We start from the raw sequence: 20,996 nt of genomic DNA on the forward strand, positions 1-20,996 counted from the left end.
AAAGATGCGCTGTCCTTACTGCCAATATGAGGATACACAGGTTAAAGATTCACGTCCAGCAGAAGAGGGGGCAGTGATTCGCCGCCGCCGTGTGTGTTCCGTTTGTGGTGGTCGTTTTACAACTTTTGAACGTGTTCAGTTGCGTGAGCTCTTGGTTGCTAAAAAAAGTGGACGATGTGAACCATTCGATCGTGATAAGTTAATGCGTTCAGTTGATGTGGCTGTACGTAAGCGCAATATTGATCCTGATCATATTGAACGAGCAATTTCTGGCATTGTGCGCCAGCTTGAAAGTTTGGGAGAACCAGAGATTGCTTCAGAAAAAATTGGACATCTTGTGATGGAAGCATTGAAAAGAATTGATGATATTGCTTATATTCGTTTTGCTTCTGTGTATCGAGATTTTCGTAATGCAAGCGATTTTCACGATGTTATAGATGAATTGTCAAAGGGTATCGCGGATACAGAATCTCGTTTTGATGAATAAAAAAGTGCAAGATGAACGGTTTATGGCTGCAGCTATTCGTTTAGCAGAACGTCATGTCGGTCTTACAGGTGAAAATCCTTCCGTTGGTACGTTAATTGTGCGAAACGATAATAGTGCGGGGGCATTTATTGTTGGCTATGGCGTAACAGCTATTCATGGGAGTCCTCATGCGGAAGTGCAAGCTTTACATATGGCTGGTTCTTTAGCTCAAGGAGCGACTGCTTATGTTACTTTAGAACCTTGTGCGCATTATGGAAAAACTTCGCCGTGTGTGAATGCACTCATTGATTCAGGTGTTTCTCGAGTTGTTGTTGCGCTGACTGATTGTGACAAGCGTGTTGATGGTCATGGTATTGCTCTTTTGCGAGCAGCGGGTATTGAAGTGGTTGAGGGCATTTTAGCTGAAGAGGCTTTTGAATCTTTATGGACACATTGGTGCATAAGGAAGATACAACGCTGTGCGGTCACTTTTAAAATGGCAATTTCTGCTGATAATGGTGTTGGAAAAAGAGAAAAGGGCAGCGTAAAAATTAGTGGAACACTTTCTCATGCCCATACGCATATTCTACGTGCTCAAAATAATGCTATCCTCGTTGGTATTGGTACTATATTAGCAGATGATCCACAACTCAATTGCCGCTTGCCAGGGATGGAGGTGCGCTCACCAATTCGTATTATTTTGGATGCAGATTTATCTATCCCCCTTGATGCAAAAGTTGTCCAAACAGCCATGAAAATTCCTACATGGGTTATTTGTGATGTGGATCTTTCAAAGAAAAGCAAAAAAAATGCATTGGAGCAATATGGTGTGTCTGTTTATTCGGTAGAGATGAACAATGGTTGTGTAGAACCCTTTGCTCTTTTACAGATGCTTTATAAACATGGGATTAATAGTGTTTTATTGGAAGGGGGCGTAAAGACAGGGGAAACGTTTTTAAATGCTGGTTGTGTGGATCATTTGATATGTTTTTATGCACCCGTTATTTTAGGCGAAGGTCGTGTTGAAGCCCCTCATTTTGGAAATTATCTTTCGCAATTTCATAAGGTTGAATCAAGAATGTTTGGAAATGACCGTTTTTATAAATGGAGACGTAAGACATTATGTTCACAGGGATTATAACAGACATCGGTTGTGTTGAAGATGTACAACCTTTAAAGCAAGGGGTGCGTTTAGATATTTCTACACGCTATGACATACAGAGTTTGGAAATTGGTGCATCGATTGCGTGTTCAGGGATTTGTCTGACAATTGTAGAGCGGGGGGTACAACAAGCGACTGCTGGTTGGTTTGCTGTAGAAGCATGGGAAGAAGTATTGCGTTTGAGTAATCTTGCACAATGGACAAAAGGAACTTTTGTTAATTTGGAACGTTCGCTTCGATTAGGTGATGAAATGGGAGGACATTTGGTTTCTGGTCATATTGATGGTTTGGCTGAAATTATTGATCAAAAAAATGAAGGGGATGCAATTCGTTTTTATTTAAAAGTTGCAAGACAATTTATGCCTTTCATTGTCAATAAGGGATCTATTGCACTTAATGGGACATCTTTGACTGTTAATGGTGTTGAGGATTGTGTTTTTGATGTTCTTATTATTCGCCATACACTCGAAATGACAACGTGGGGACAAGCTAGAATTGGAGATCGGGTCAATTTGGAAATTGATCAACTTGCTCGTTATGCTGCGAAACTTTTTGCTTTAAAAAGAGAAGATGAATAAGCCAAAACTCTATTGATCGTTTTCAGAATTTTATGCTTTATAACCTTGATTTTTTTTGATTCGTTTTTGTGGAATTCCATTATGAAGAAAGAGATACGTAAAAAGCCTCACGTATTGATTGTTGAAGCACGTTTTTATGAGGGGATTTCTGATGCGCTTTTGAGAGGTGCAGTGAATACTTTGCAAAAAGCTGAAGCAAGTTATGATGTTGTAACGGTTCCTGGAGCATTAGAAATACCAAGTGCAATAGCTTTTGCTGAACAAAATAACATATCTTATGATGGTTATGTTGCTCTTGGTTGTGTTATTCGGGGCGAAACATATCACTTTGAAATTGTTGCTAATGATTCTTGTCGTGCATTGATGGATTTAACTGTTCATCAGCATTTGGCTATTGGAAATGGTATTTTGACTGTTGAAAACGAAGAACAAGCATGGGTGCGTGCAAAACTAGATGACAAAAATAAAGGTGGTTTTGCGGCTGAAGCTGCTTTATGTATGATCGCTCTAAAAAAGAGATTTGGAGATAATCGTTAAATATGGCTGATATAAAAAGCAGACATTTTCCGCGTTCAGCCAATAAACGTGGAGCAGCAAGACTCGCTGCAGTTCAAGCCCTCTATCAAATGGATATTGTGGGTTCGGGGGTTATGGAAACAGCAGCTGAGTATGAAGCTTATCGTTTGGGAAAAGATATCGATGGAGACCAGTATCTTGAAGCTGATTTTCAATGGTTTTTGGCTATTATAACGGGTGTTGTAAAAGATCAAAAGCAGCTTGATCCTCTGCTTCATCAACAGCTTTCTGCTGAGTGGTCTCTTTCACGTCTTGATTCTATATTGCGAGCAATTTTACGAGCAGGTTTATGGGAGTTGATCAACCGTAAAGATGTTCCTGTTGCGGTTGTCATGAATGAATATGTTGACATAGCGAAGGCGTTTTTTGAAGGTGATGAGCCAAAACTTGTTAATGCAGTTCTCGACAGTATGGCAAAAAAAGTCCGCCTATAAGAGCTAAAAATCCCCCCTATTATTAGGTCTGATAGTATCAGACCTAATAATATTGAGACGGTATGTAGACTATATGATTTAGTTATGGGGTGGCAAATTCGCAGGGCCTTTTATAATTTGAATTAAGAAAGGATGTTCTTTTGTTACAGTTGGCGTTGTTTGTGTAATAAAATCAAATACTTGACCGTCTTGTAATCCGTAATTAGCAACTTTTGCAACCTGATTATTTTTATTGAAGTAAATGGCTAAAACTTTGCGATCAATAATCTTTGTTTTCATAAACTGCATCCCACGATAGCGTGTCTGTGAGATGTAATAAAAAACTTCATTATCATATTTTGTTTTTAATGAAGGGGTCCCTAAAGTTAAAAGAACTTGCTCTTGACTTGAGCCAATAGCAATAGAACTTAGAGCATTTTTATCAAGAACATAGCCCTCTCTATAAATTTGGCTCGAACCTGAAGAATCGAGAAGACTACATCCCGCAAGCATTCCTATGCTTGCTATTGATAGACCAATCAATAATTTACGTTTGATTAAGGCTATTATGTGAGGCATTTGAAACAATGATATCTCCTTTTTATACTGAGGTGTAGGACAAGAAGGCAACCTCAAGTTTTTTCTTTTTAGCTTAATCTACCGTAGCTTACACTGAGTTTCCCTGTTATAAAGCAAATTATGCCATATAGAATTTCTTTAGAAAAGAAAAAAATGCATGAATACTTGAGATAAATAAAAACACAGTATTTTATGCGTTTTTATGTTTGGGAGTTGTCAATGAATGTTCAAAATGTTCCTCAAATGACATTTGCTTTGGCTTATCCAATATCCGTACGTTCTCTACCTGCTAAAGGTATAAGGGTTCATTTTTGTGCAAACAAAAAAGAATGTACACATTTAGCTCAGAACCATGATTTAATTGAAGTAAAATCTTGTGAGGGAAATTTCCATATTTTCCCGTGGAAAAAACGCGGAGTGCGTATAAAAGGTCTGTTGCAAGCGCGCATACTACAGTTATGTGTTGTTACATTAGAACCATTAGAAAATATCCTTTGTGAAAATATTGAGGTTGTTTTTGTTCCTGAAGATTCAAATTTGATGAAGCCGAAAACATCAGAGGATACAGGGGAATTGTTTTTAGATGTGGAGGGGCTTGATACTCCTGAAGTGTTTTATGATGATAAAATTGATATTGGTGCAATCATGGAAGAGTTTTTTGAGTTGTCTATTAATCATTATCCACGTAAAGAGGGGATAAAGATGGATATGGTTGAAAATTTAGAAGAAGCAGAGCAAAAATTCTCGCCATTTTCTGTTTTGAAAAATTGGAAGTGATTGTAAAAACATAAAAAAAATATCTATTGTATGCTAAACGGTATTTTCTGCGGAGCGATTTTTGCAAGATTTGCTTTGTGAGTGTTCAGGAGCCAAAAAATCATAATATGTGTTTAAAGATGTAAATGAAAAGATGTGGGATATGCAAGCGTGATTAGAATTTCTGTGGATGTCATGGGCGGTGATTACGGTCCAGAAGCAGCTATTGCAGGAGCAGCAATTGTACAAAAATATTTATCAAATATTTATTTTCTGTTTTATGGAATAGAGGAGGACGTTCGTCCGGTTTTAAAAAAATACCCTTGTTTGGATTCTGTATCGCGCTTTTGCCCTACAGAAAGTTATACACGCATGGATGAAAAGCCAAGCCAAGCACTTCGTAATGGACGTGGTAAATCATCAATGTGGTACGCCATTGAAGCGGTAAAAAATGGTGAAGCTGATGCTTGCATTTCTGCTGGTAATACGGGTGCACTTATGGCCATGTCTTATTTTTGTTTGAAAATGCTAGCAGAGGCTGAACGTCCTGGTATTGCGGGTATCTGGCCAACACTTCGCAGTGAGAGTATCGTTTTAGATATTGGAGCAACAATTGGTGCCTCTGCTAGTCAGTTGGTTGATTTGGCGGTTATGGGAGCGGGTATGTTTCGCGCTTTATATCACACTGAAAGACCAAGTGTTGGGCTTTTAAATGTGGGGGTGGAAGAGGTTAAAGGACTTTATGAAATAAAAAAAGCAGGAATGATATTGCGTGAAGTGCAATTAGAAGGATTGGAATATAAAGGATTTGTTGAGGGCAATGACATTGGAAAAGGAACAGTCGATGTTGTTGTAACAGAGGGGTTTTCTGGTAATATTGCTTTAAAAACCGCAGAAGGAACCGCGCGACAGATAGGAGAGATTTTAAACTCTGCACTGCGCAGTTCTTTTTTAACATCTCTTGGTTATTTTTTATCGCGGGGTGCTTTTCGTACGCTGAAACACAAAATGGATCCCGAGAGGGTGAATGGAGGAGTGCTTTTGGGGTTGAATGGTGTTGTGATCAAAAGCCATGGGAGTGCTAATGCTAACGGTTTTGCTTCTGCTATCCGCGTTGGTTATGAGATGGTTAATAATGGACTTTTGAAAAAAATAACAGCTGATTTGCGACGGTTTCATGAGAATAAAGAAACACTTTTTGATCAAGAAGGTGAAGAGACAGTGAATGGAGAGTCCTTATGATAAGCTCTTATAATAGAAATGAAAAATTTGAAGAAAAGGTAAGAGCTGAATGATTCGGTCAATTATACGTGGTGTAGGAAGTGCTTTGCCGAAGAGAAGTTTATCAAATGATGAGATTGCAAAGTTTGTTGAAACGTCAGATTCATGGATTGTTCAGCGTACAGGAATACGCCAACGTTATATTGCCAGTGAAAATGAAACAACTGTTTCTTTAGGAGTTGAGGCTGCGCAAGCAGCACTTACAAATGCTGGTTTAACAATAAAAGACATTGATTGTATTATTTTAGCAACGTCCACCCCGAATCGTACTTTTCCTGCTTCTGCTGTTGAAATTCAGTGTGCTTTGGGAATGAACCATGGATTTGCTTTTGATATTCAAGCTGTTTGCTCTGGTTTTATTTTTGCTTTAACAACAGGAGATTCTTATTTACGGTGTGGAGCGGCTAAAAGAATTTTAGTTATTGGATCCGATACATTTTCTCGGATTTTAGATTGGGAAGATCGTACGACATGTGTTTTGTTTGGTGATGGTGCGGGTGCTGCTATTTTGGAAGCACAAGAAATTGAGGGGGGTATTGCTTTTGAGCGTGGTATATTGTCTGCGAAATTGCGCTCTAATGGTGCTTATATAGATAAGCTATATGTTGATGGTGGACCTTCAACAACACAAACGACAGGCTATTTGCGTATGGAAGGACGAGAAGTTTTTAAATATGCTGTTGGTATGATAACGGATGTGGTTGATGATTGTTTTGCAGCTGCAGGTATGGATTCTTCACAACTAGATTGGTTTGTACCTCATCAGGCTAATAAGCGCATTATTGAAGCATCTGCTAAAAAATTGGGAATTTCACTAGATAAAGTTGTGATTACCGTTGATCAACATGGTAATACGTCTGCGGCATCAGTTCCGTTGGCTTTAACAACAGCTGTTTGCGATGGAAAAATAAAAGAAGGAGATCTTATCATGTTAGAGGCCATGGGAGGTGGATTTACATGGGGAGCAATTCTTATTCGTTGGTAAATTATGGCTACTTGACCATATTTCAAGAAAACGTATAAGTCATTTTGTAATTTTTAATATTTTAATAGGTGGTTATAATGACAAGTAAGACAGTAACGCGTGCAGATTTAGCGAGCGTAGTTTGTAAAAGAGTGGGCTTGTCACATACTGAATCAGCAGCTTTAGTCGAATTGGTTTTGGATGAGATTTGCAACTCACTTGTAAGAGGTGAAGCGGTTAAATTATCCTCTTTTGCAACTTTTCAGGTTCGCAGTAAAAATGAACGAGTTGGACGCAATCCAAAAACGGGTGTTGAAGCACCTATTCCGCCGCGACGTGTTGTGACGTTTAAGGCTGCTAATGTCCTTAAACAGAGAATTTTAGATTCGCATCGTGCAAGACAGAAAAAATGATATCTCATAAATGAATGCCATGATATGTTTGGTATTTGTTAAAAAAATGATAAAATAAAGGTCTTTGTTTTTTAGAAAAAGACGGTTGAGTAAGTCGTCAATGATGGTCTTATTTTTGACTAATCTTGTTGAGAAATTGAGACAGAATGAGTCATTGTAAAGTAATTTATTTTGTTTTAAATAAGGTGTTGCAAAATGGATAAAAGCTCTGATGCTTTTCGCACAATTAGCGAAGTAGCCGAGTTATTGGAGCTGCCGCAGCATGTCTTAAGATTCTGGGAAACACGTTTTAGGCAGATTAAACCAATGAAACGTGGGGGAGGAAGGCGCTATTATCGTCCGGTCGATGTTGATTTGCTCAATGGTATTAAGCAGTTATTATATGATCAGGGTTATACGATAAAAGGTGTGCAACGCCTTTTAAAAGAAAATGGTGTTTCTTTTGTGATTGCATTGGGTAATGGTGATCTTGATGCTATGAATGTAGTCATAGAGAAGAAACATGCAGGACAAACTTCTGAAAATGCTAGCAATAAGCCTAAGAAATCTTCTTTTGGGCTTTTGAGTTTCATGAGGAATGAGGAAGAAACATCTGTTGGTTCTGTGAATCTTTATAAAGATAAAACTGATAAAGCATTGTTGCAAGAAATCCTATTTGAACTCATTGAATGTAAGCGTGTTCTTGATAGAGCACGATAGCAATAATATTTTTTGTTTTATACGTGTTGCTTTTTTAGCAAAACATGTGTTTTGAAATTGTTTTACAAATCAATATCTTGCGTCTAGCGTAGCAATGTGTTTCGTAGATATAGACGTTTTATGGGTGTGCCCAGAGTTTTATACGTTCAACGAGTAGTAATGTATCGTATGTGTATATTTAACGAGTTTTTTATAAGAATTTTTAATTTGGTAAAATATAAAGAGGGGAAAGAATAAACGCTGAGTTTTACCATTTTTCTCTGATTTGGCTTTATAAAAGCTAAGGCAATATCTCATCAGTGTAGGTTGCAGGATATAGAATGCTATTAGTTTACCAATTTATGTGCTTGTTTTAAAGAGATGTTTCCTAAGGCTCCTTGAGCTTATTTTATCATGATTCCTTGTGAATCATATAATGCTAAACCCGTGGAGTACCGCTATTTTTACACTTATGAAAGAGAAAGTCGGTATCATCATTATAGTTTAGCTTGCTCTCAATGATTGCAACAATCCTCAGCACTTGAGGCGGTTCATTGTGGGCATTTTAAAGTCCGTTCTCAATAATTTTTATTCACACACTCATTCCGCTTGTCTCGTACAAGAAAATGATTTTGATAGATGCAATATAAACATATTTAAAATGAGAGAAATCTATGATATTCGAAACCCTATTTAATATAAATAATGATATGTTATCATTATAAATCAATATATTGTCTTTTTTATAAGAGCTTATCTTACGAATAAGACATATCATTGTTCAGCTAATTTTACATATTTTTTATTAATAAATATGATCTTGTTTTCAGTCTTCTTGCTTGATGTTGCTATAATTATCGTAATGATCTATCTATGGTAATAGCGCCTTCTTTTCATTATAAAGGTAAAAGATTAATGTTATTATTAATATTCAATTGTCTATGATTTTTGCATTTAAACAGCTCATAGCTTACATTCAACTTTTTCACCAATCCACCTTGTAGAGAGTGATCACGTGATTCTTTCTGGTGATAGGTAGTTGTGCATGAAACAAAATGCACTACAACATCAAATTATTTCATTTTGTATAAAAATTGAAGATTTATAGTAAAAAATTAACGTATTACCATCTTCTGTGATGTTATGTATTTATTACACGCTGCAAATCCGGAGGTGTTGCTTCATTTGAGAGTTGCTTAATCACATCTTCTACAGATAAAAGGGTTTTATTTGTACTTCCTAAGCGGCGCATATTTACGCTGTTTGTTTCAGCTTCACGTTTACCACATACCAAAATTACGGGGACTTTTTGTAAAGAATGTTCTCGTATTTTATAGTTAATTTTTTCATTGCGGAGATCTATTGTTGCGGAAAGCCCAATAGCTCTAAGTTTTGCCGTTATCTTTTGGGCATATTCATTTGCTTCGGACGTAATTGTTGCAACAACAACTTGTTCAGGAGCAAGCCAAAGTGGCATATGTCCAGCAAAATTTTCGATTAATATACCAAGAAAACGCTCCATTGATCCAAAGATAGCACGGTGTATCATAACAGGTTGACGTTTTTCTGAATCTTTATCAATATAGAATGCACCAAAACGTTCGGGGAGATTAAAGTCTATTTGTGTTGTTCCACATTGCCATTCACGACCGATAGCATCCTTTAATGTATATTCAAATTTTGGACCATAAAATGCTCCTTCACCTGGAAGGATGCTTGTTTTGATTTGTCCTGCAAATTTTGTTTCAATCGTTTTAAGAACAGATTCCATGATACTTTCTGCATGATCCCATAATGCATCAGACCCAACTCGTTTTTCTGGACGTGTTGAAAGCTTAAGACTGATTTCTTTAAAACCAAAATCAGCATAAGTTGATAAAATAAGATCATTAATACTGAGACATTCATCGGCTAATTGTTCATCAGTACAAAAAATATGCGCATCATCTTGCGTAAAACCACGCACACGCATAAGACCATGTAAAGAGCCCGAAGGCTCATAACGATGAACAAGTCCAAACTCAGCAAGTCTAATAGGCAAATCACGATAAGATTTTAAACCATGTTTAAAAATTTGCACATGACCAGGGCAATTCATTGGTTTAAGGGCATAAACATTCCCATGATCTGAATCTTCTGCTGCTGGAATTACTTTGAACATATTCTCCTTATACCAGCCCCAATGGCCAGATATTTCCCAGAGTGACCTATCGAGAACTTGTGGTGCATTAACTTCAGCGTATTGATGATCATCAAGGCGTCTACGCATATAGTTGATCAAATTTTGGAACATTTTCCAACCTTTTTTGTGCCAAAAAATCATTCCTGGCCCTTCTTCTTGAAAATGAAATAAGTCCATTTCACGTCCCAAGCGGCGATGATCACGTTTTTCAGCTTCTTCTAGCATATGGAGGTAGGCTTTTAAGTCATTTTCATTTGCAAATGCTGTTCCATAAATTCTTGTGAGCATTGGATTATTGGCATCGCCACGCCAATAAGCTCCTGCGACTTTCATTAATTTGAAAGCATTCCCAATTTGCCCTGTAGATTGCATGTGCGGTCCGCGGCAAAGATCAAACCATTTTCCTTGATAATAAATTTTTAAATCTTGATTTTCAGGAATGCTATCAATAAGTTCAACTTTATAAAATTCCTTTTTCTCAGAAAAAATTTTTCTAGCTTTTTCACGAGACCAAATTTCTTTTCTAAAAGGCTTATTGCGTTGGATAATTTCACGCATTTTCTTTTCAATGACGGTGAGATCATCTAATGTAAAAGGTTGTTGGCGTGCAAAATCATAATAGAATCCATTTTCAATGACAGGACCTATTGTTACTTGCGTTTCAGGAAAGAGTTCTTGCACTGCTTCAGCAAGGACATGGGCACAATCATGTCTTATGAGTTCAAGAGCACGTGAATCTTCTCGGGTAATAATCTCTACTTGACCAGATTGTTCCAATGGATCCGATAAGTCTCGCGTGATACCATCAAGACTATAGGCAACTGCTTTTTTTGCGAGTGATTTAGAAATGGATTCTGCTAATTCCAAACCAGTCATTTCGGGGGGGTAATTACGTTTTGAACCATCAGGAAAAGAAAGAGAAACAGAGCAAGACATAAAAACACCCTTTTAATCCAATTCCGCTAACGATTGCGGATGGTTTTGTGAAAATCGAGTAAAAAGCTTATAGAATGATTTTTTATCAATACATACGAAAAAAGAAAAGGATTATTTGTTGTGTTTGTCAGAAATTTTCCAGTAACGCCAAGGTTTATAAAAACAGCAAGAATTTCCAAGAGAAATAGGTACTGGATCAAAGCCATCTGTTCCAAAGGGCCCACAACGTATGATACGAAAGAGTCCCATCCATGCACCAGCCCAAAGCCCATGGCGTGCAATCGCTTCATATGTATATTCTGAACAAGTCGGAGCATGGCGACATTGATTGCCTATAAGACTTGAAAGTGTTATTTGATAGAAACGTATTAAGAAAATACCCAATAATCGTCCAGGTGTTTTTTGCCAAGTGCCTGTGTAATTTCGAGTTATTTTTTTTTGTCGAGATTGTGATTTGAACATTTATTTTTCTTCAATTTTTTGAATGCAGTCTATCGTTGCATCAAAGGGTAGTAGTGTTGCTGCATGGCGCATTTTATAGTCTTTAATGGGCTGTAAGCAAGAAAAATCCTCAAATGGAGCTTGAGGAGAAGGACCATTTTGCGTTAGCATTTGATAAATAACTTCACGCAATATTTTAAGATCTTGTGTTGTTTGTCCGATGATATGAGATGCTAAAAGTGAAGCCGATGCTTGCCCTAGCACACATGCGTGTATTTCATGGGCAAAATCCGTAACAATACCATTTTCCACTTTTAAATCTACAGTGATTGTCGAACCACAAAGGTGTGCATGTTTTCTTGATGTTGCATCAGGATTATTAAGACGCCCAATTTTGTCTATATGTGCAGCATATTCAAGTATTTTATCATTATAGATATTATCAATCATGCGCTATTACCTGAAATTTTGAGAGTCGTGATTGTTTAAACTTTTAATTCGCTTATATAGAGATTATACAAAATGAAATAGGTATGGAGCAAATGCTTTGTATAGAGTAAGCTTGGAGTTTTTGAATGCGTAATGTTGTTAAAGAAGACGCGAAGGATTCTTTTTTATCTGAAGAAAAGCGTCCGAGTATTGAAGAGGTGGAAGAAGCGATTCGTACATTACTCTTATGGATAGGAGAAAATCCAAATAGAGAAGGGCTTTTAGATACTCCAAGACGTATAGCCAAGGCATATCGCGAGCTTTTTAGTGGTTATAGTCAATCGGTTAAAGAAATCTTAGGTACAGTTTTTGAAGAGGTTTCAGGATACAATGAAGCCGTAATCGTAAAAAATATACCTTTTTATTCACACTGTGAGCATCATATGATCCCAATTATTGGGAAAGCACATATAGCATATCTTCCTAATGACAAAATTGTTGGCCTTTCAAAAATTGTACGTGTTGTAGATATTTTTTCTCGTCGTTTACAAACACAAGAAGCTATGACAGCGCAAGTGGCTCACGCGTTAAAAACGTATCTGAAGCCTCATGGTGTAGCAGTATTGATTGAGGCTGAGCACATGTGTATGGCTATGAGAGGAATCCAAAAACAGGGCTCTACAACAATTACAAAAAACTTTCATGGTTATTATGAAAAAGATCAAGCTGCACAAGCACATTTTATGATGATGATTCAAAGATCGTAGTAAAGTCCATATTTTTAGTAATCTCTATTAAGTTATAAATTGTCCGGATAAAAAATAAATTATGAGAAAGAGAAAATTGGCTTGTACCTTTCTTTATGATTTGTTAAAGGCTAAAAACCAAAATGTTTTTCTTCCCACGTGCGGTCGTGGCGGAATTGGTAGACGCGCAGCGTTGAGGTCGCTGTGGGGCAACCCGTGGAAGTTCGAGTCTTCTCGACCGCACCAGTTAGCAGTGAGTCTCTCTGTAATGAGATGAAGTTATGTAGAGATAGGGGATTTACGGGCATTATAGAAAAATCTTTTTTGTATGTTATTTGTTGATGTGTTGCTAATAATGTTTCATTTTTTATTACTTTATCTGTGCATTTGAAATGTTATATTTTTATAGGGTGGGGGTGAAGTTGCAGTGAGAAGTATAATGATTTTGAGATATTTAACACTTCTTATTTGTATTTCTTTATTGTCAGCATGTAGTGATTCACGCGCTGTGCTTTGGCATGGAGTGCATGCAACTCCTTCTATGACTGCAGTAGAAAGGGAAGTTGAAGGGAACCCGATTTCTCCAAAAGCCATCATTCCAGTGTATGTTGCAACAAGTCGTATGATGCAAAATAATTACGCTCAACCTTATGGTGCAGAGCGATCAAATAAAGTACATTACAATCGCGTTGATGTAGGAATTCCTCAGCAACATATAAAGGGAGTTGTTGAAATAAATGCGTATAAACCTACGCATGATAAGTATTTTGCAGCAGTAGCATTGCAAAAATACGATAATAAAGAACAGTTTAAACAGCAATTAAATGCTGCTTTAGAAAAAAAGCCAAAAGGAAAAAGAGAAATTTTTCTTTTTATCCATGGGTATAATAATAATTTTGCAGATGGTACATTTCGTACAGCACAGTTTACACACGATTATTCTTTAAATGTTGTCGCTGTGCATTATTCTTGGCCTTCTGCCGGATCTGTTCCTCTTTATATTTATGATCGTGACAGTGCTAATTTTGCCCGTGACGGATTGATAGAGCTTTTAACACTTATTAGTGAAACCAATGCTGATCAGATTTCGGTTATTGCGCATTCTATGGGCAATTTTGTTATAATGGAAGCATTTAGAACTTTAGCTTTACAGAAAAAATATAAGCCTATTCGTCGTATTACAAGTTTATTAATGGCGGCACCAGACATTGATGTTGATGTATTTGAGCGCCAACTTAATGATATAAAAAAACTTCCGCAGCCAACAGCTATTTTAGTATCCAGAGCGGATAAAGCTCTCGCGGTTTCAGGACGTCTTACGGGTGGACATCATCGTGTGGGCGATGGCTCAGATATTGAAATGTTGCGTAAAAATGGAATAGCTGTTCTTGATTTCTCTCATGTGGATGGGGGAGCACACAATGTCTTTGCATCTTCGCCAACGTTGATGGCTCTTTCTCGGGAAGGTTCTTTGGCTTCCACAATTATGCAAGGTACAGAATTGTCACCTAGTCAAGCCCTTCTTGCTGACGGTAGTAGTGTGTTGGAGAAAACAACACATCTTATCCTTTATACACCTGTACGTTTTCTCTCTCCACGGATTCCACGTTGATAGTGAAAAGAGAGAAGGGGACATCGAATAATGCATTGGAGGTAATATTTTTTAGCACTTTCTTTAGAATGGCTTTGTAAAATGAAAAATAAATAGCGGGATGAATGTAAAAAACAGTCATTAGGTGAGTTTGTGATGATTGCACGGAAAAGCTATGTTAATAACGCCTACAGTTGTTGATTATTTATCTCATTCCGCAATTAAGTTGTTAGATATTCATGCTATGCTTGTGAAGGTGAGAAAAGGTGATATGGGGGAAAAACCAAATTTATTGCGTCAAATTGATTCTACAAAAAAACAGTTAGATGAGATAAGCCATGCTCTTATTTTAGAATATCGTAAACGCCAAGAAAATGAGCGTTTTTTAAAACAAATTCTGCTATCCATTTCCGATCAACTTTTTGCACTTAACAATGGTTTTAAGGAAACAGGACGTCTTTTTTTTCAAGAAGTTAGAATACTTCAATCTCAGATGCAATGTTTATATGAGGGAAAGGAGAGGCTGCATTTGTTGAATAGCCAAGAATCTTTTTGTTCTCCATCAAAGATTGATGAAGTCATTAAACAGTTACAGAAAGCACGAGAAAAGCTTATTCTTGAAAGCCCACATCTCTTTGAAAAAAGCACAAAAGCTAAACAATAAAAGTTCTTTTAGTTGAGCAGGTAGATAATTTGAGTTTTACAGCAAAAAACGCTGTTAGATAGAAGGCTATAATCTTATTAAAGAAAAGAACTTTCTTTAATAAATGAGACACATGTATTTTATAATCACACTCTTTATCGCATTAAAGCTTTAAAAGACTTTGGTTATATCTTTGCTAAAGTTAAGGCTGATGCATTAGATGGCTTTATTGAAGAAAATATTTGTGGAAAGAAACTTTACAAAAAACTTTCTGATTCTTTTAATAACGGCTCACTGGATAATTTTGCCAATGTTATGGAGTTGTTAGTATATTCATTAGAAACTTAAACTCTAATATTTTCCTTGGTAGGAATTGGCTGAATTTAAAGCATTAAAAAAGAAATTTGATAAAAATAACACGTTTTTTAAATTCACGCCCAGCTCTATCTTCTCCTGAATTTAAAAAGGATCGGAAAATGAATAAGCTACACGTAATTAAAAAATCATATGGTGCCCCCAGAGAGACTCGAACTCCCGACCCCCTGATTACAAATCAGGTGCTCTACCAACTGAGCTATAAGGGCGTAACCACGTAGGAGTTAGCACAAACTCGCAAAAAGGAAAACAGAAAATTATCAAATTTTGTACATATTAAAAGAAAACTGTATAACAAATAAAAAATAACCAATCTATTTCCTCTTTTACCACTTTTTACAGCAAGGTTGGAATTATCCTTATGTTGATATCTTATAGAATCTTTTATAGGAATTCACCATTTTGCTATCGAATTACGAATCTGAAGACTTTGATTGATGAGCAAGGTATTTTTCTAGCCAGTGAATATTATAATTACCATCAGCAACATCTTGATTATTAATAAGATCGCGAAAAAGAGGTAGTGTAGTTTTTATCCCATCGACGACAAATTCATCTAAAGCACGCCGTAAACGCATCATACATTCTAAACGGGTACGTCCATGAACAATCAGCTTTCCAATCATACTATCATAATAAGGAGGGATACGATAACCTGAATAAGCACCTGAATCAACACGAATCCCTAAACCTCCAGGTGTATGAAAATGTGTAATGGTTCCAGGTGATGGCGTAAAGTTAATAGGATCTTCTGCATTAATACGGCATTCAATGGCATGACCAGAAAAACAGACATCATCTTGTGTCACTGAAAGCTTGCAGCCTGATGCAATATGGATTTGTTCATGGACTAAATCTATACCCGTAATTTCTTCAGTTACAGGATGTTCGACTTGTAAACGCGTATTCATTTCAATAAAATAAAATTCACCATTTTCATAAAGAAATTCAACAGTACCAGCTCCACGATATCCAAGTTGGGCACAGGCATTTGCAACAATACTGCCAATTTTTTTCCGTTCAGATTCGTTAAGTGCAGGTGATGTAGCTTCTTCCCATACTTTTTGATGCCGTCGTTGAAGTGAACAATCGCGTTCTCCTAAATGAATAGCATTTCCCGCACCATCACCTATGACTTGAATTTCAATATGACGGGGTTTTTCTAAATATTTCTCTATGTAAACAGCGTCATCACCAAAAGCAGCTTTCGCTTCTGAACGCGTTGTTTTGAGAGCTATAGAAAATTCTTGTTCAGAATGAACGACTTTCATACCACGTCCACCACCACCGGCAGAAGCTTTGATAATAACTGGATAACCAATTTCACGAGCAGTGCGTAAAGCATCTGATTCTTCAGTGACTGCTCCATCTGAACCGGGAACTACAGGAATACCAAGTTTTTTAGCGGTTTTCTTTGCTTCGATTTTATCGCCCATGATTCGGATATGAGTAGCTGTTGGACCGATGAATGTAATATCATGGGCTTCTAGAACATCTGCAAATTTTGCATTTTCAGAAAGAAAGCCATAACCTGGATGAACAGCATCAGCTCCTGTAATTTCACAAGCAGCAATAATTTGCTGAATACTCAAATAAGAATCGCGAGCAGGAGGAGGTCCAATACAAACGCTTTCGTCAGCAAGACGAACATGCATTGCATCTGCATCAGCGGTAGAGTGAACAGCCACGGTTTTTATGCCAAGTTCTTTACATGCACGCAAAACGCGAAGAGCAATTTCTCCCCGATTAGCAATGAGTATTTTTCGAATCATGGTTGCCCCTCGCTTTATTCAACAATAATAAGTGGTTCACCAAATTCAACAGGTTGGCCATCTTTGACAAGAACAGTGGTTACCGTGCCTGAGCGTGGTGATGAAATTTGATTCATTGTTTTCATGGCTTCAATAATAAGTAATGTCTCCCCTTCAGAAACATTTTGTCCTACTTCTACAAAAGGTTGCGCGCCTGGTGAAGGTGCAAGATAAGCTGTTCCAACCATCGGAGAGGTTATTGTGTTTTTTGATTTATCTTCTTGGATAGATTGTATAGGAGATTCAGTTGTTGGGACTGGAGAAGATGTTACAGAAAAAGTAGGAGTAGAAACAGGAGCATAGATGGCTTGCTCAGAAGAAGTTAAGGTATTTTGACGTGAGACACAAATACGAAGCTCCCCTTGTTCAACTTCAATGTTCGTTAAATTGGTATCATTCAAAATTTCAGCAAGATCACGAATAATTTTCGTATCAATTGCAGTTTTTACCGAATCCATTTTTTTTGTTGCCATTTTATTTCTAACTCCTTGATCAATGAAGATCGTCATTATCTCATTTTATGACTGCATATCTCTAGATTAGGGATGATATCTTTTGAGGCTTTAAAGATTTTTATTTCCTTTAAATCATTATACTTTGCAATTTAAAATTCGTATCTGCTTTACGCAAAATTGCACTTATAAGCCTGTTATCAAAAAAGAGAAAGCATAAAATTACCTCATTTACAGTATTCTTCCTAAAACTGATCAGGTATTCACCGTGTATTGTCTATCGCTTGTTTTAGAGTATCTTGTCTGGCTGCGCCAATGAATATTTTATTACCAATAATGTAAGAAGGTGTTCCCGTAATATGAAGTTTAGAGGCAATTTGGATATTTTCTTTAAAAGCGTTTTGTAGAGTGGAATCTTTTATTGCATTACGTAGTTTTTTTTCATCTGCTCCTAATGAAACAGCTACTTTAATAGCTTTAGCTTCATTTGCGCGGCCATGATACATTAAAAGCGTTTTGTGAAACTGAGGATATTTCTCTGGAAATTGTTTTCGAAATACGTAGGCAACAGTATGGGCTGCCATAGAATCAGAGCTTAAAATTGGTAAATCTTTAATAATAACCTTTAAATCTGGATATTCTTTTATCAAGTCTTCTATATGTGAATAGGAACTTTTACAATATCCACAGTTGTAATCAAAAAAATTGACAAGCACTTTTTTACCATTTGGGTTTCCCAAAACGGCGTCATGAGGAGAATGAAAAATTTCTTTTTCTAATAAATGGATGACAGAAGTTTGTATTTTGTTTTCGTATTCGTTCTGTTTTTCCAGCTTATCTTGAAGAATAAGCTGCATTTCAATCAGAACTTCTGGATGAGTAAGAAGGTACTCTCTGACAATTTGTTGAATATGATGAGAATCAGTATGTGGTATCATTTTTTCTTTAAGCTTAGATAAAAAGCTAGAATCTTCCAAAAGTTGTGTTTTAAGCTTTTCTAAGCTTAAATGATTTGCTGTTTTTGAGTGTGATGTTGCGTTTGATAAAGAAGGTAAAAAGATTAAAATACTCGACATAACTGGGACTAAAATTTTTGAAAGAGGTGTTATTTTCGAATTTTGAGAGTGATGAGTCATCTGTATACCTTCATATTTCCTAGTGTGTCATTGAGTGAACTATATGAAAAGCGTTATCTATGTGCAATAAAGCATTTAGCTATAGTGTGTATTTAAGAATGAGAAAAAACATCAATTTTTCTCTAAAAAGACTTCATATGATGAACCTTGGCTTGGCAAGGATTATTTTTTGTAAAAGATAAAAAAATTCTCTTTAATTTGTCAAATGTTGTTTTGATGTGTAAGGGTATCAAAAGCTTTTTGTGCGTGTTTATTTTAGGAAAAAGTACGTTGATAATACAATGAAGAACACTTGTATTATTTTTTCCTATTGCTTTATTGAGTACTGAGAAACAAAATTAAATAATGAAAAGTGAAATTATGAAAACCACAACACATTATGAGCTGTTTATCATTGGGGGAGGGATAAACGGGTGTGGATTGGCAAGAGATGCAGCAGGACGCGGATTTAAAGTGGGATTGGCTGAAATGAACGATCTTGCATCTGGGACCTCAAGTGCGTCAACAAAGCTTATTCATGGTGGGCTTCGTTATCTTGAACACTATGAGTTCAAACTTGTTCGTGAAGCATTGAAAGAACGCGAGATCATTTTACGTATGGCTCCACATATTGTGCGTCCTTTGCGTTTTCTTCTTCCCTATCATAAAGAATTGCGTCCTGCTTGGATGTTGCGTTTTGGACTTTTTATTTATGATTATTTAGGGAATTGGAATCAGAAATTGTGGCGCAGTAAAACGATTAATTTTTCAAAAAAATTTTGCTCTACACTGAAGAAAGAATATCAGAGAGGTTTTGAATATTCTGATGCAAGAGTAGACGATGCGCGTTTAGTTATTGGCAATGCTCGTGATGCAGAAAAGTGGGGAGCTGATATAAAAGTACGAACAGAAGTTCTCTCTTTAAAAAAAGAAGGCAATAAATGGCGTATCGTTCTTCAAGACAAGTTAAGTAGTAAAGAATATAGTGTCACAGCTTCTTATGTCGCGAATATGACAGGACCTTGGATTGATCATGTTTTAGCAAACATATTAGACTGTAAAGAACATCCACCAGTACGACTTGTTAGAGGTTCTCATATTTTGGTTCCCAAGCTTTATACTCATGATCGTGCTTATATTTTTCAAAATGGTGATGGGCGTATTATATTTGCTATTCCGTATCAAGAAGAATTTACCTTGCTTGGAACAACAGATTGTAATTATCAAGGAGATCCGGCTGACGTTCATATTACTGATACAGAAATTGATTACATTTGTGCAGCAGCCAGTGAATATTTCATACAACCAGTGTTACCTGAAACAATTGTCTGGTCTTACTCTGGAGTTCGTCCACTCTATGATGATGGAGCTTCAAAAGCACAAGAAATTACGCGCGATTATGTTTTAAAAGAAATGGGAACAGGAACAACACCAAAGATTCTTAATCTTTACGGAGGAAAGATTACAACTTATCGTAAGTTGGCTGAAGATGCGATGAAATTTGTTGAAAAAGCGCTTGGTAAAAAGGGAGCATCATGGACAGCTAAAACAGTACTTCCAGGGGGTGATTTTCCCTATAATCAATTAGATATAATCGAAAATAAGATTGCTCTTTTGATGCCAGATTTAGATGCTTTTACACATCGCAGGCTTGCACGCTCCTATGGTACGGAAGCATTAGTGATATTTGAACATGGTGAGGCAAATAGAGGAAAAGATTTTGGACATGGGCTTTATGAAGTAGAAGTAAAATGGTTGATGGAAAAAGAATGGGCTAAAGCATGTGAAGATGTGTTATGGCGTCGTTCAAAACTTGGTCTCCTATTTAATGAACAAGAGGTTGACATTCTTTCTTCCTATATGCAAAGCCAACAAGAGATTGAACAACGTTTATGATCATTTCATTTTACAGATTTTATCTGCAATATTGTAAAATATTTCTCTTCAAGAGATACTGGTGTCAGTCATACATATTAAAAAGACAATGATTGTCTATACCCTAATTTTAGTTTTTTTTTGCAAGAATCATAAAATGGCAAAATTAGATAGAATATTTAGGATCAACTTTATCTATCTTATAAAGTGAAATCGAAGAATATTACCAAGAATTACTCATTGAGAAAAACTGATTTATAATTAGATTCGTGTAGAATAAGGATTTTTGTTCTTTCTTGAGGAGAAAATAAAAGTACCTTCTGTAGCATTTATTTGCACAATAAGTTAAAAAATCTAAAGAAAATTAAATCTATTATGAAAAATTGTACAATGTTTTAGTTTATCGTTTATTATCTTAAACGCTGTGCTAAATCATGTAAGGATAGAGGCTTGATGAGCGTAAGAAGAAATTGTAAATGAGTTTTTTATATTATAGTGAAAAATTTTTTCATGTTTATATACCTGAACACTAAT

At 36.4% G+C, this 20,996-nt stretch carries 20 protein-coding genes, 2 tRNA genes and 1 pseudogene; 15 read left to right on the forward strand and 8 right to left on the reverse strand.

Going from position 1 to position 20,996, the window contains the following annotated elements; translation table 11 throughout:
• Window positions 1–4: 4 nt before the first annotated feature.
• The 5 genes from nrdR (at window position 5) to nusB (ending at window position 3,216) form a co-directional block, all read left to right on the forward strand.
• Entirely contained in the window at window positions 5–487 is a 483-nt protein-coding gene (nrdR, locus tag ACFIJ9_RS05270) for a transcriptional regulator NrdR (protein WP_015856456.1), read from the forward strand.
• Complete coding sequence (gene ribD, locus ACFIJ9_RS05275; RefSeq protein WP_375636054.1) at window positions 480–1,607, forward strand: bifunctional diaminohydroxyphosphoribosylaminopyrimidine deaminase/5-amino-6-(5-phosphoribosylamino)uracil reductase RibD; 1,128 nt, start codon at window positions 480–482, stop codon at window positions 1,605–1,607. The genes nrdR and ribD overlap by 8 nt, the downstream gene beginning before the upstream one ends.
• Window positions 1,589–2,206: a riboflavin synthase gene (locus ACFIJ9_RS05280; protein ID WP_375636055.1), complete on the forward strand. Its 618-nt coding sequence runs from the start codon at window positions 1,589–1,591 to the stop codon at window positions 2,204–2,206. Before ribD ends, ACFIJ9_RS05280 begins: the two co-directional genes overlap by 19 nt.
• An 81-nt stretch (window positions 2,207–2,287) precedes the next feature.
• Complete coding sequence (locus ACFIJ9_RS05285) at window positions 2,288–2,743, forward strand: 6,7-dimethyl-8-ribityllumazine synthase (protein WP_375636056.1); 456 nt, start codon at window positions 2,288–2,290, stop codon at window positions 2,741–2,743.
• A 2-nt stretch (window positions 2,744–2,745) separates the two neighbouring features.
• Window positions 2,746–3,216 carry a transcription antitermination factor NusB gene (gene nusB / locus ACFIJ9_RS05290; RefSeq protein ID WP_015856452.1) on the forward strand — a complete coding sequence of 157 codons (471 nt, stop codon included), beginning with the start codon at window positions 2,746–2,748 and terminating at the stop codon, window positions 3,214–3,216.
• Window positions 3,217–3,294: 78 nt separating this feature from the next.
• On the opposite strand, the gene ACFIJ9_RS05295 is transcribed toward nusB, so the two are convergent.
• Window positions 3,295–3,774, reverse strand: a complete 480-nt coding sequence (locus ACFIJ9_RS05295; RefSeq protein ID WP_375636126.1) for an outer membrane protein assembly factor BamE — start codon at window positions 3,772–3,774, stop codon at window positions 3,295–3,297.
• Between the two features lie 219 nt (window positions 3,775–3,993).
• On the opposite strand from ACFIJ9_RS05295, the gene ACFIJ9_RS05300 reads away from it, so the two are divergent.
• The 5 genes from ACFIJ9_RS05300 to ACFIJ9_RS05320 all read left to right on the forward strand — a co-directional run bounded on the left by ACFIJ9_RS05300 (window position 3,994) and on the right by ACFIJ9_RS05320 (window position 7,887).
• Complete coding sequence (locus tag ACFIJ9_RS05300) at window positions 3,994–4,551, forward strand: DUF177 domain-containing protein (protein ID WP_375636057.1); 558 nt, start codon at window positions 3,994–3,996, stop codon at window positions 4,549–4,551.
• 150 nt (window positions 4,552–4,701) lie between these two features.
• Entirely contained in the window at window positions 4,702–5,772 is a 1,071-nt protein-coding gene (gene plsX, locus ACFIJ9_RS05305; RefSeq protein ID WP_375636058.1) for a phosphate acyltransferase PlsX, read from the forward strand.
• A 49-nt stretch (window positions 5,773–5,821) separates the two neighbouring features.
• Entirely contained in the window at window positions 5,822–6,796 is a 975-nt protein-coding gene (locus tag ACFIJ9_RS05310) for a beta-ketoacyl-ACP synthase III (RefSeq protein ID WP_375636059.1), read from the forward strand.
• A 77-nt stretch (window positions 6,797–6,873) separates the two neighbouring features.
• Complete coding sequence (locus tag ACFIJ9_RS05315) at window positions 6,874–7,188, forward strand: integration host factor subunit alpha (protein ID WP_015856447.1); 315 nt, start codon at window positions 6,874–6,876, stop codon at window positions 7,186–7,188.
• Window positions 7,189–7,383: 195 nt separating this feature from the next.
• Entirely contained in the window at window positions 7,384–7,887 is a 504-nt protein-coding gene (locus ACFIJ9_RS05320; protein ID WP_375636060.1) for a MerR family transcriptional regulator, read from the forward strand.
• A 1,120-nt stretch (window positions 7,888–9,007) separates the two neighbouring features.
• On the opposite strand, the gene thrS is transcribed toward ACFIJ9_RS05320, so the two are convergent.
• The 3 genes from thrS to ACFIJ9_RS05335 form a co-directional block, all read right to left on the reverse strand.
• Window positions 9,008–10,984 (reverse strand): threonine--tRNA ligase, encoded by a 1,977-nt coding sequence (gene thrS, locus ACFIJ9_RS05325; RefSeq protein WP_375636061.1) that lies wholly within the window; start codon window positions 10,982–10,984, stop codon window positions 9,008–9,010.
• Window positions 10,985–11,095: 111 nt separating this feature from the next.
• The gene (yidD, locus tag ACFIJ9_RS05330) at window positions 11,096–11,446 is read right to left on the reverse strand and encodes a membrane protein insertion efficiency factor YidD (protein ID WP_375636062.1); all 351 of its coding nucleotides are present in this window, start codon (window positions 11,444–11,446) and stop codon (window positions 11,096–11,098) included.
• Window positions 11,447–11,875: an iron-sulfur cluster assembly scaffold protein gene (locus ACFIJ9_RS05335; protein WP_375636063.1), complete on the reverse strand. Its 429-nt coding sequence runs from the start codon at window positions 11,873–11,875 to the stop codon at window positions 11,447–11,449. It lies immediately after the preceding gene.
• Between the two features lie 125 nt (window positions 11,876–12,000).
• On the opposite strand from ACFIJ9_RS05335, the gene folE reads away from it, so the two are divergent.
• From folE to ACFIJ9_RS05355, 4 genes and pseudogenes are all read left to right on the forward strand, one after another.
• Window positions 12,001–12,621, forward strand: coding sequence for a GTP cyclohydrolase I FolE (gene folE, locus ACFIJ9_RS05340; protein WP_375636064.1), 621 nt, complete (start codon window positions 12,001–12,003; stop codon window positions 12,619–12,621).
• A 140-nt stretch (window positions 12,622–12,761) separates the two neighbouring features.
• A tRNA-Leu gene (locus tag ACFIJ9_RS05345) sits at window positions 12,762–12,846 on the forward strand.
• 193 nt (window positions 12,847–13,039) lie between these two features.
• Entirely contained in the window at window positions 13,040–14,212 is a 1,173-nt protein-coding gene (locus ACFIJ9_RS05350; RefSeq protein ID WP_015856441.1) for an alpha/beta hydrolase, read from the forward strand.
• Window positions 14,213–14,347: 135 nt separating this feature from the next.
• Window positions 14,348–14,855: pseudogene (locus tag ACFIJ9_RS05355) on the forward strand (hypothetical protein).
• Between the two features lie 487 nt (window positions 14,856–15,342).
• Here the strand turns inward: ACFIJ9_RS05355 and ACFIJ9_RS05360 are convergent.
• From ACFIJ9_RS05360 to ACFIJ9_RS05375, 4 genes are all read right to left on the reverse strand, one after another.
• Window positions 15,343–15,418 (reverse strand) — tRNA-Thr (locus ACFIJ9_RS05360).
• A 204-nt stretch (window positions 15,419–15,622) separates the two neighbouring features.
• On the reverse strand, window positions 15,623–16,981 hold the full coding sequence (gene accC, locus ACFIJ9_RS05365) for an acetyl-CoA carboxylase biotin carboxylase subunit (RefSeq protein WP_375636065.1): 1,359 nt from the start codon (window positions 16,979–16,981) through the stop codon (window positions 15,623–15,625).
• 14 nt (window positions 16,982–16,995) lie between these two features.
• Window positions 16,996–17,493: an acetyl-CoA carboxylase biotin carboxyl carrier protein gene (gene accB / locus ACFIJ9_RS05370; RefSeq protein ID WP_375636066.1), complete on the reverse strand. Its 498-nt coding sequence runs from the start codon at window positions 17,491–17,493 to the stop codon at window positions 16,996–16,998.
• 242 nt (window positions 17,494–17,735) lie between these two features.
• Window positions 17,736–18,608, reverse strand: coding sequence for a DsbA family protein (locus tag ACFIJ9_RS05375; RefSeq protein WP_375636067.1), 873 nt, complete (start codon window positions 18,606–18,608; stop codon window positions 17,736–17,738).
• A 345-nt stretch (window positions 18,609–18,953) separates the two neighbouring features.
• Here ACFIJ9_RS05375 and glpD point away from each other — a divergent pair, with 345 nt between their 5' ends.
• Window positions 18,954–20,483: a glycerol-3-phosphate dehydrogenase gene (glpD, locus tag ACFIJ9_RS05380; protein ID WP_375636068.1), complete on the forward strand. Its 1,530-nt coding sequence runs from the start codon at window positions 18,954–18,956 to the stop codon at window positions 20,481–20,483.
• Window positions 20,484–20,996: the final 513 nt, after the last annotated feature.

Origin of the sequence: Bartonella sp. MR90HLJMH, from assembly GCF_042194115.1 — a bacterium.
Lineage (GTDB): Bacteria > Pseudomonadota > Alphaproteobacteria > Rhizobiales > Rhizobiaceae > Bartonella > Bartonella grahamii.

Excerpts from the sequence above, each read along its gene's own strand:
- ACFIJ9_RS05375 (WP_375636067.1), bottom strand. The coding sequence starts at position 18,608 with ATGACTCATCACTCTCAAAATTCGAAAATAACACCTCTTTCAAAAATT.
- yidD (WP_375636062.1), bottom strand. The coding sequence starts at position 11,446 with ATGTTCAAATCACAATCTCGACAAAAAAAAATAACTCGAAATTACACA.
- ACFIJ9_RS05280 (WP_375636055.1), top strand. The coding sequence starts at position 1,589 with ATGTTCACAGGGATTATAACAGACATCGGTTGTGTTGAAGATGTACAA.
- glpD (WP_375636068.1), top strand. The coding sequence starts at position 18,954 with ATGAAAAGTGAAATTATGAAAACCACAACACATTATGAGCTGTTTATC.
- accB (WP_375636066.1), bottom strand. The coding sequence starts at position 17,493 with ATGGCAACAAAAAAAATGGATTCGGTAAAAACTGCAATTGATACGAAA.
- ACFIJ9_RS05285 (WP_375636056.1), top strand. The coding sequence starts at position 2,288 with ATGAAGAAAGAGATACGTAAAAAGCCTCACGTATTGATTGTTGAAGCA.
- ACFIJ9_RS05315 (WP_015856447.1), top strand. The coding sequence starts at position 6,874 with ATGACAAGTAAGACAGTAACGCGTGCAGATTTAGCGAGCGTAGTTTGT.
- ACFIJ9_RS05335 (WP_375636063.1), bottom strand. The coding sequence starts at position 11,875 with ATGATTGATAATATCTATAATGATAAAATACTTGAATATGCTGCACAT.
- nusB (WP_015856452.1), top strand. The coding sequence starts at position 2,746 with ATGGCTGATATAAAAAGCAGACATTTTCCGCGTTCAGCCAATAAACGT.
- ACFIJ9_RS05320 (WP_375636060.1), top strand. The coding sequence starts at position 7,384 with ATGGATAAAAGCTCTGATGCTTTTCGCACAATTAGCGAAGTAGCCGAG.
- folE (WP_375636064.1), top strand. The coding sequence starts at position 12,001 with ATGCGTAATGTTGTTAAAGAAGACGCGAAGGATTCTTTTTTATCTGAA.
- ACFIJ9_RS05350 (WP_015856441.1), top strand. The coding sequence starts at position 13,040 with ATGATTTTGAGATATTTAACACTTCTTATTTGTATTTCTTTATTGTCA.
- ribD (WP_375636054.1), top strand. The coding sequence starts at position 480 with ATGAATAAAAAAGTGCAAGATGAACGGTTTATGGCTGCAGCTATTCGT.
- ACFIJ9_RS05310 (WP_375636059.1), top strand. The coding sequence starts at position 5,822 with ATGATTCGGTCAATTATACGTGGTGTAGGAAGTGCTTTGCCGAAGAGA.
- ACFIJ9_RS05295 (WP_375636126.1), bottom strand. The coding sequence starts at position 3,774 with ATGCCTCACATAATAGCCTTAATCAAACGTAAATTATTGATTGGTCTA.
- nrdR (WP_015856456.1), top strand. The coding sequence starts at position 5 with ATGCGCTGTCCTTACTGCCAATATGAGGATACACAGGTTAAAGATTCA.
- ACFIJ9_RS05300 (WP_375636057.1), top strand. The coding sequence starts at position 3,994 with ATGAATGTTCAAAATGTTCCTCAAATGACATTTGCTTTGGCTTATCCA.
- thrS (WP_375636061.1), bottom strand. The coding sequence starts at position 10,984 with ATGTCTTGCTCTGTTTCTCTTTCTTTTCCTGATGGTTCAAAACGTAAT.
- accC (WP_375636065.1), bottom strand. The coding sequence starts at position 16,981 with ATGATTCGAAAAATACTCATTGCTAATCGGGGAGAAATTGCTCTTCGC.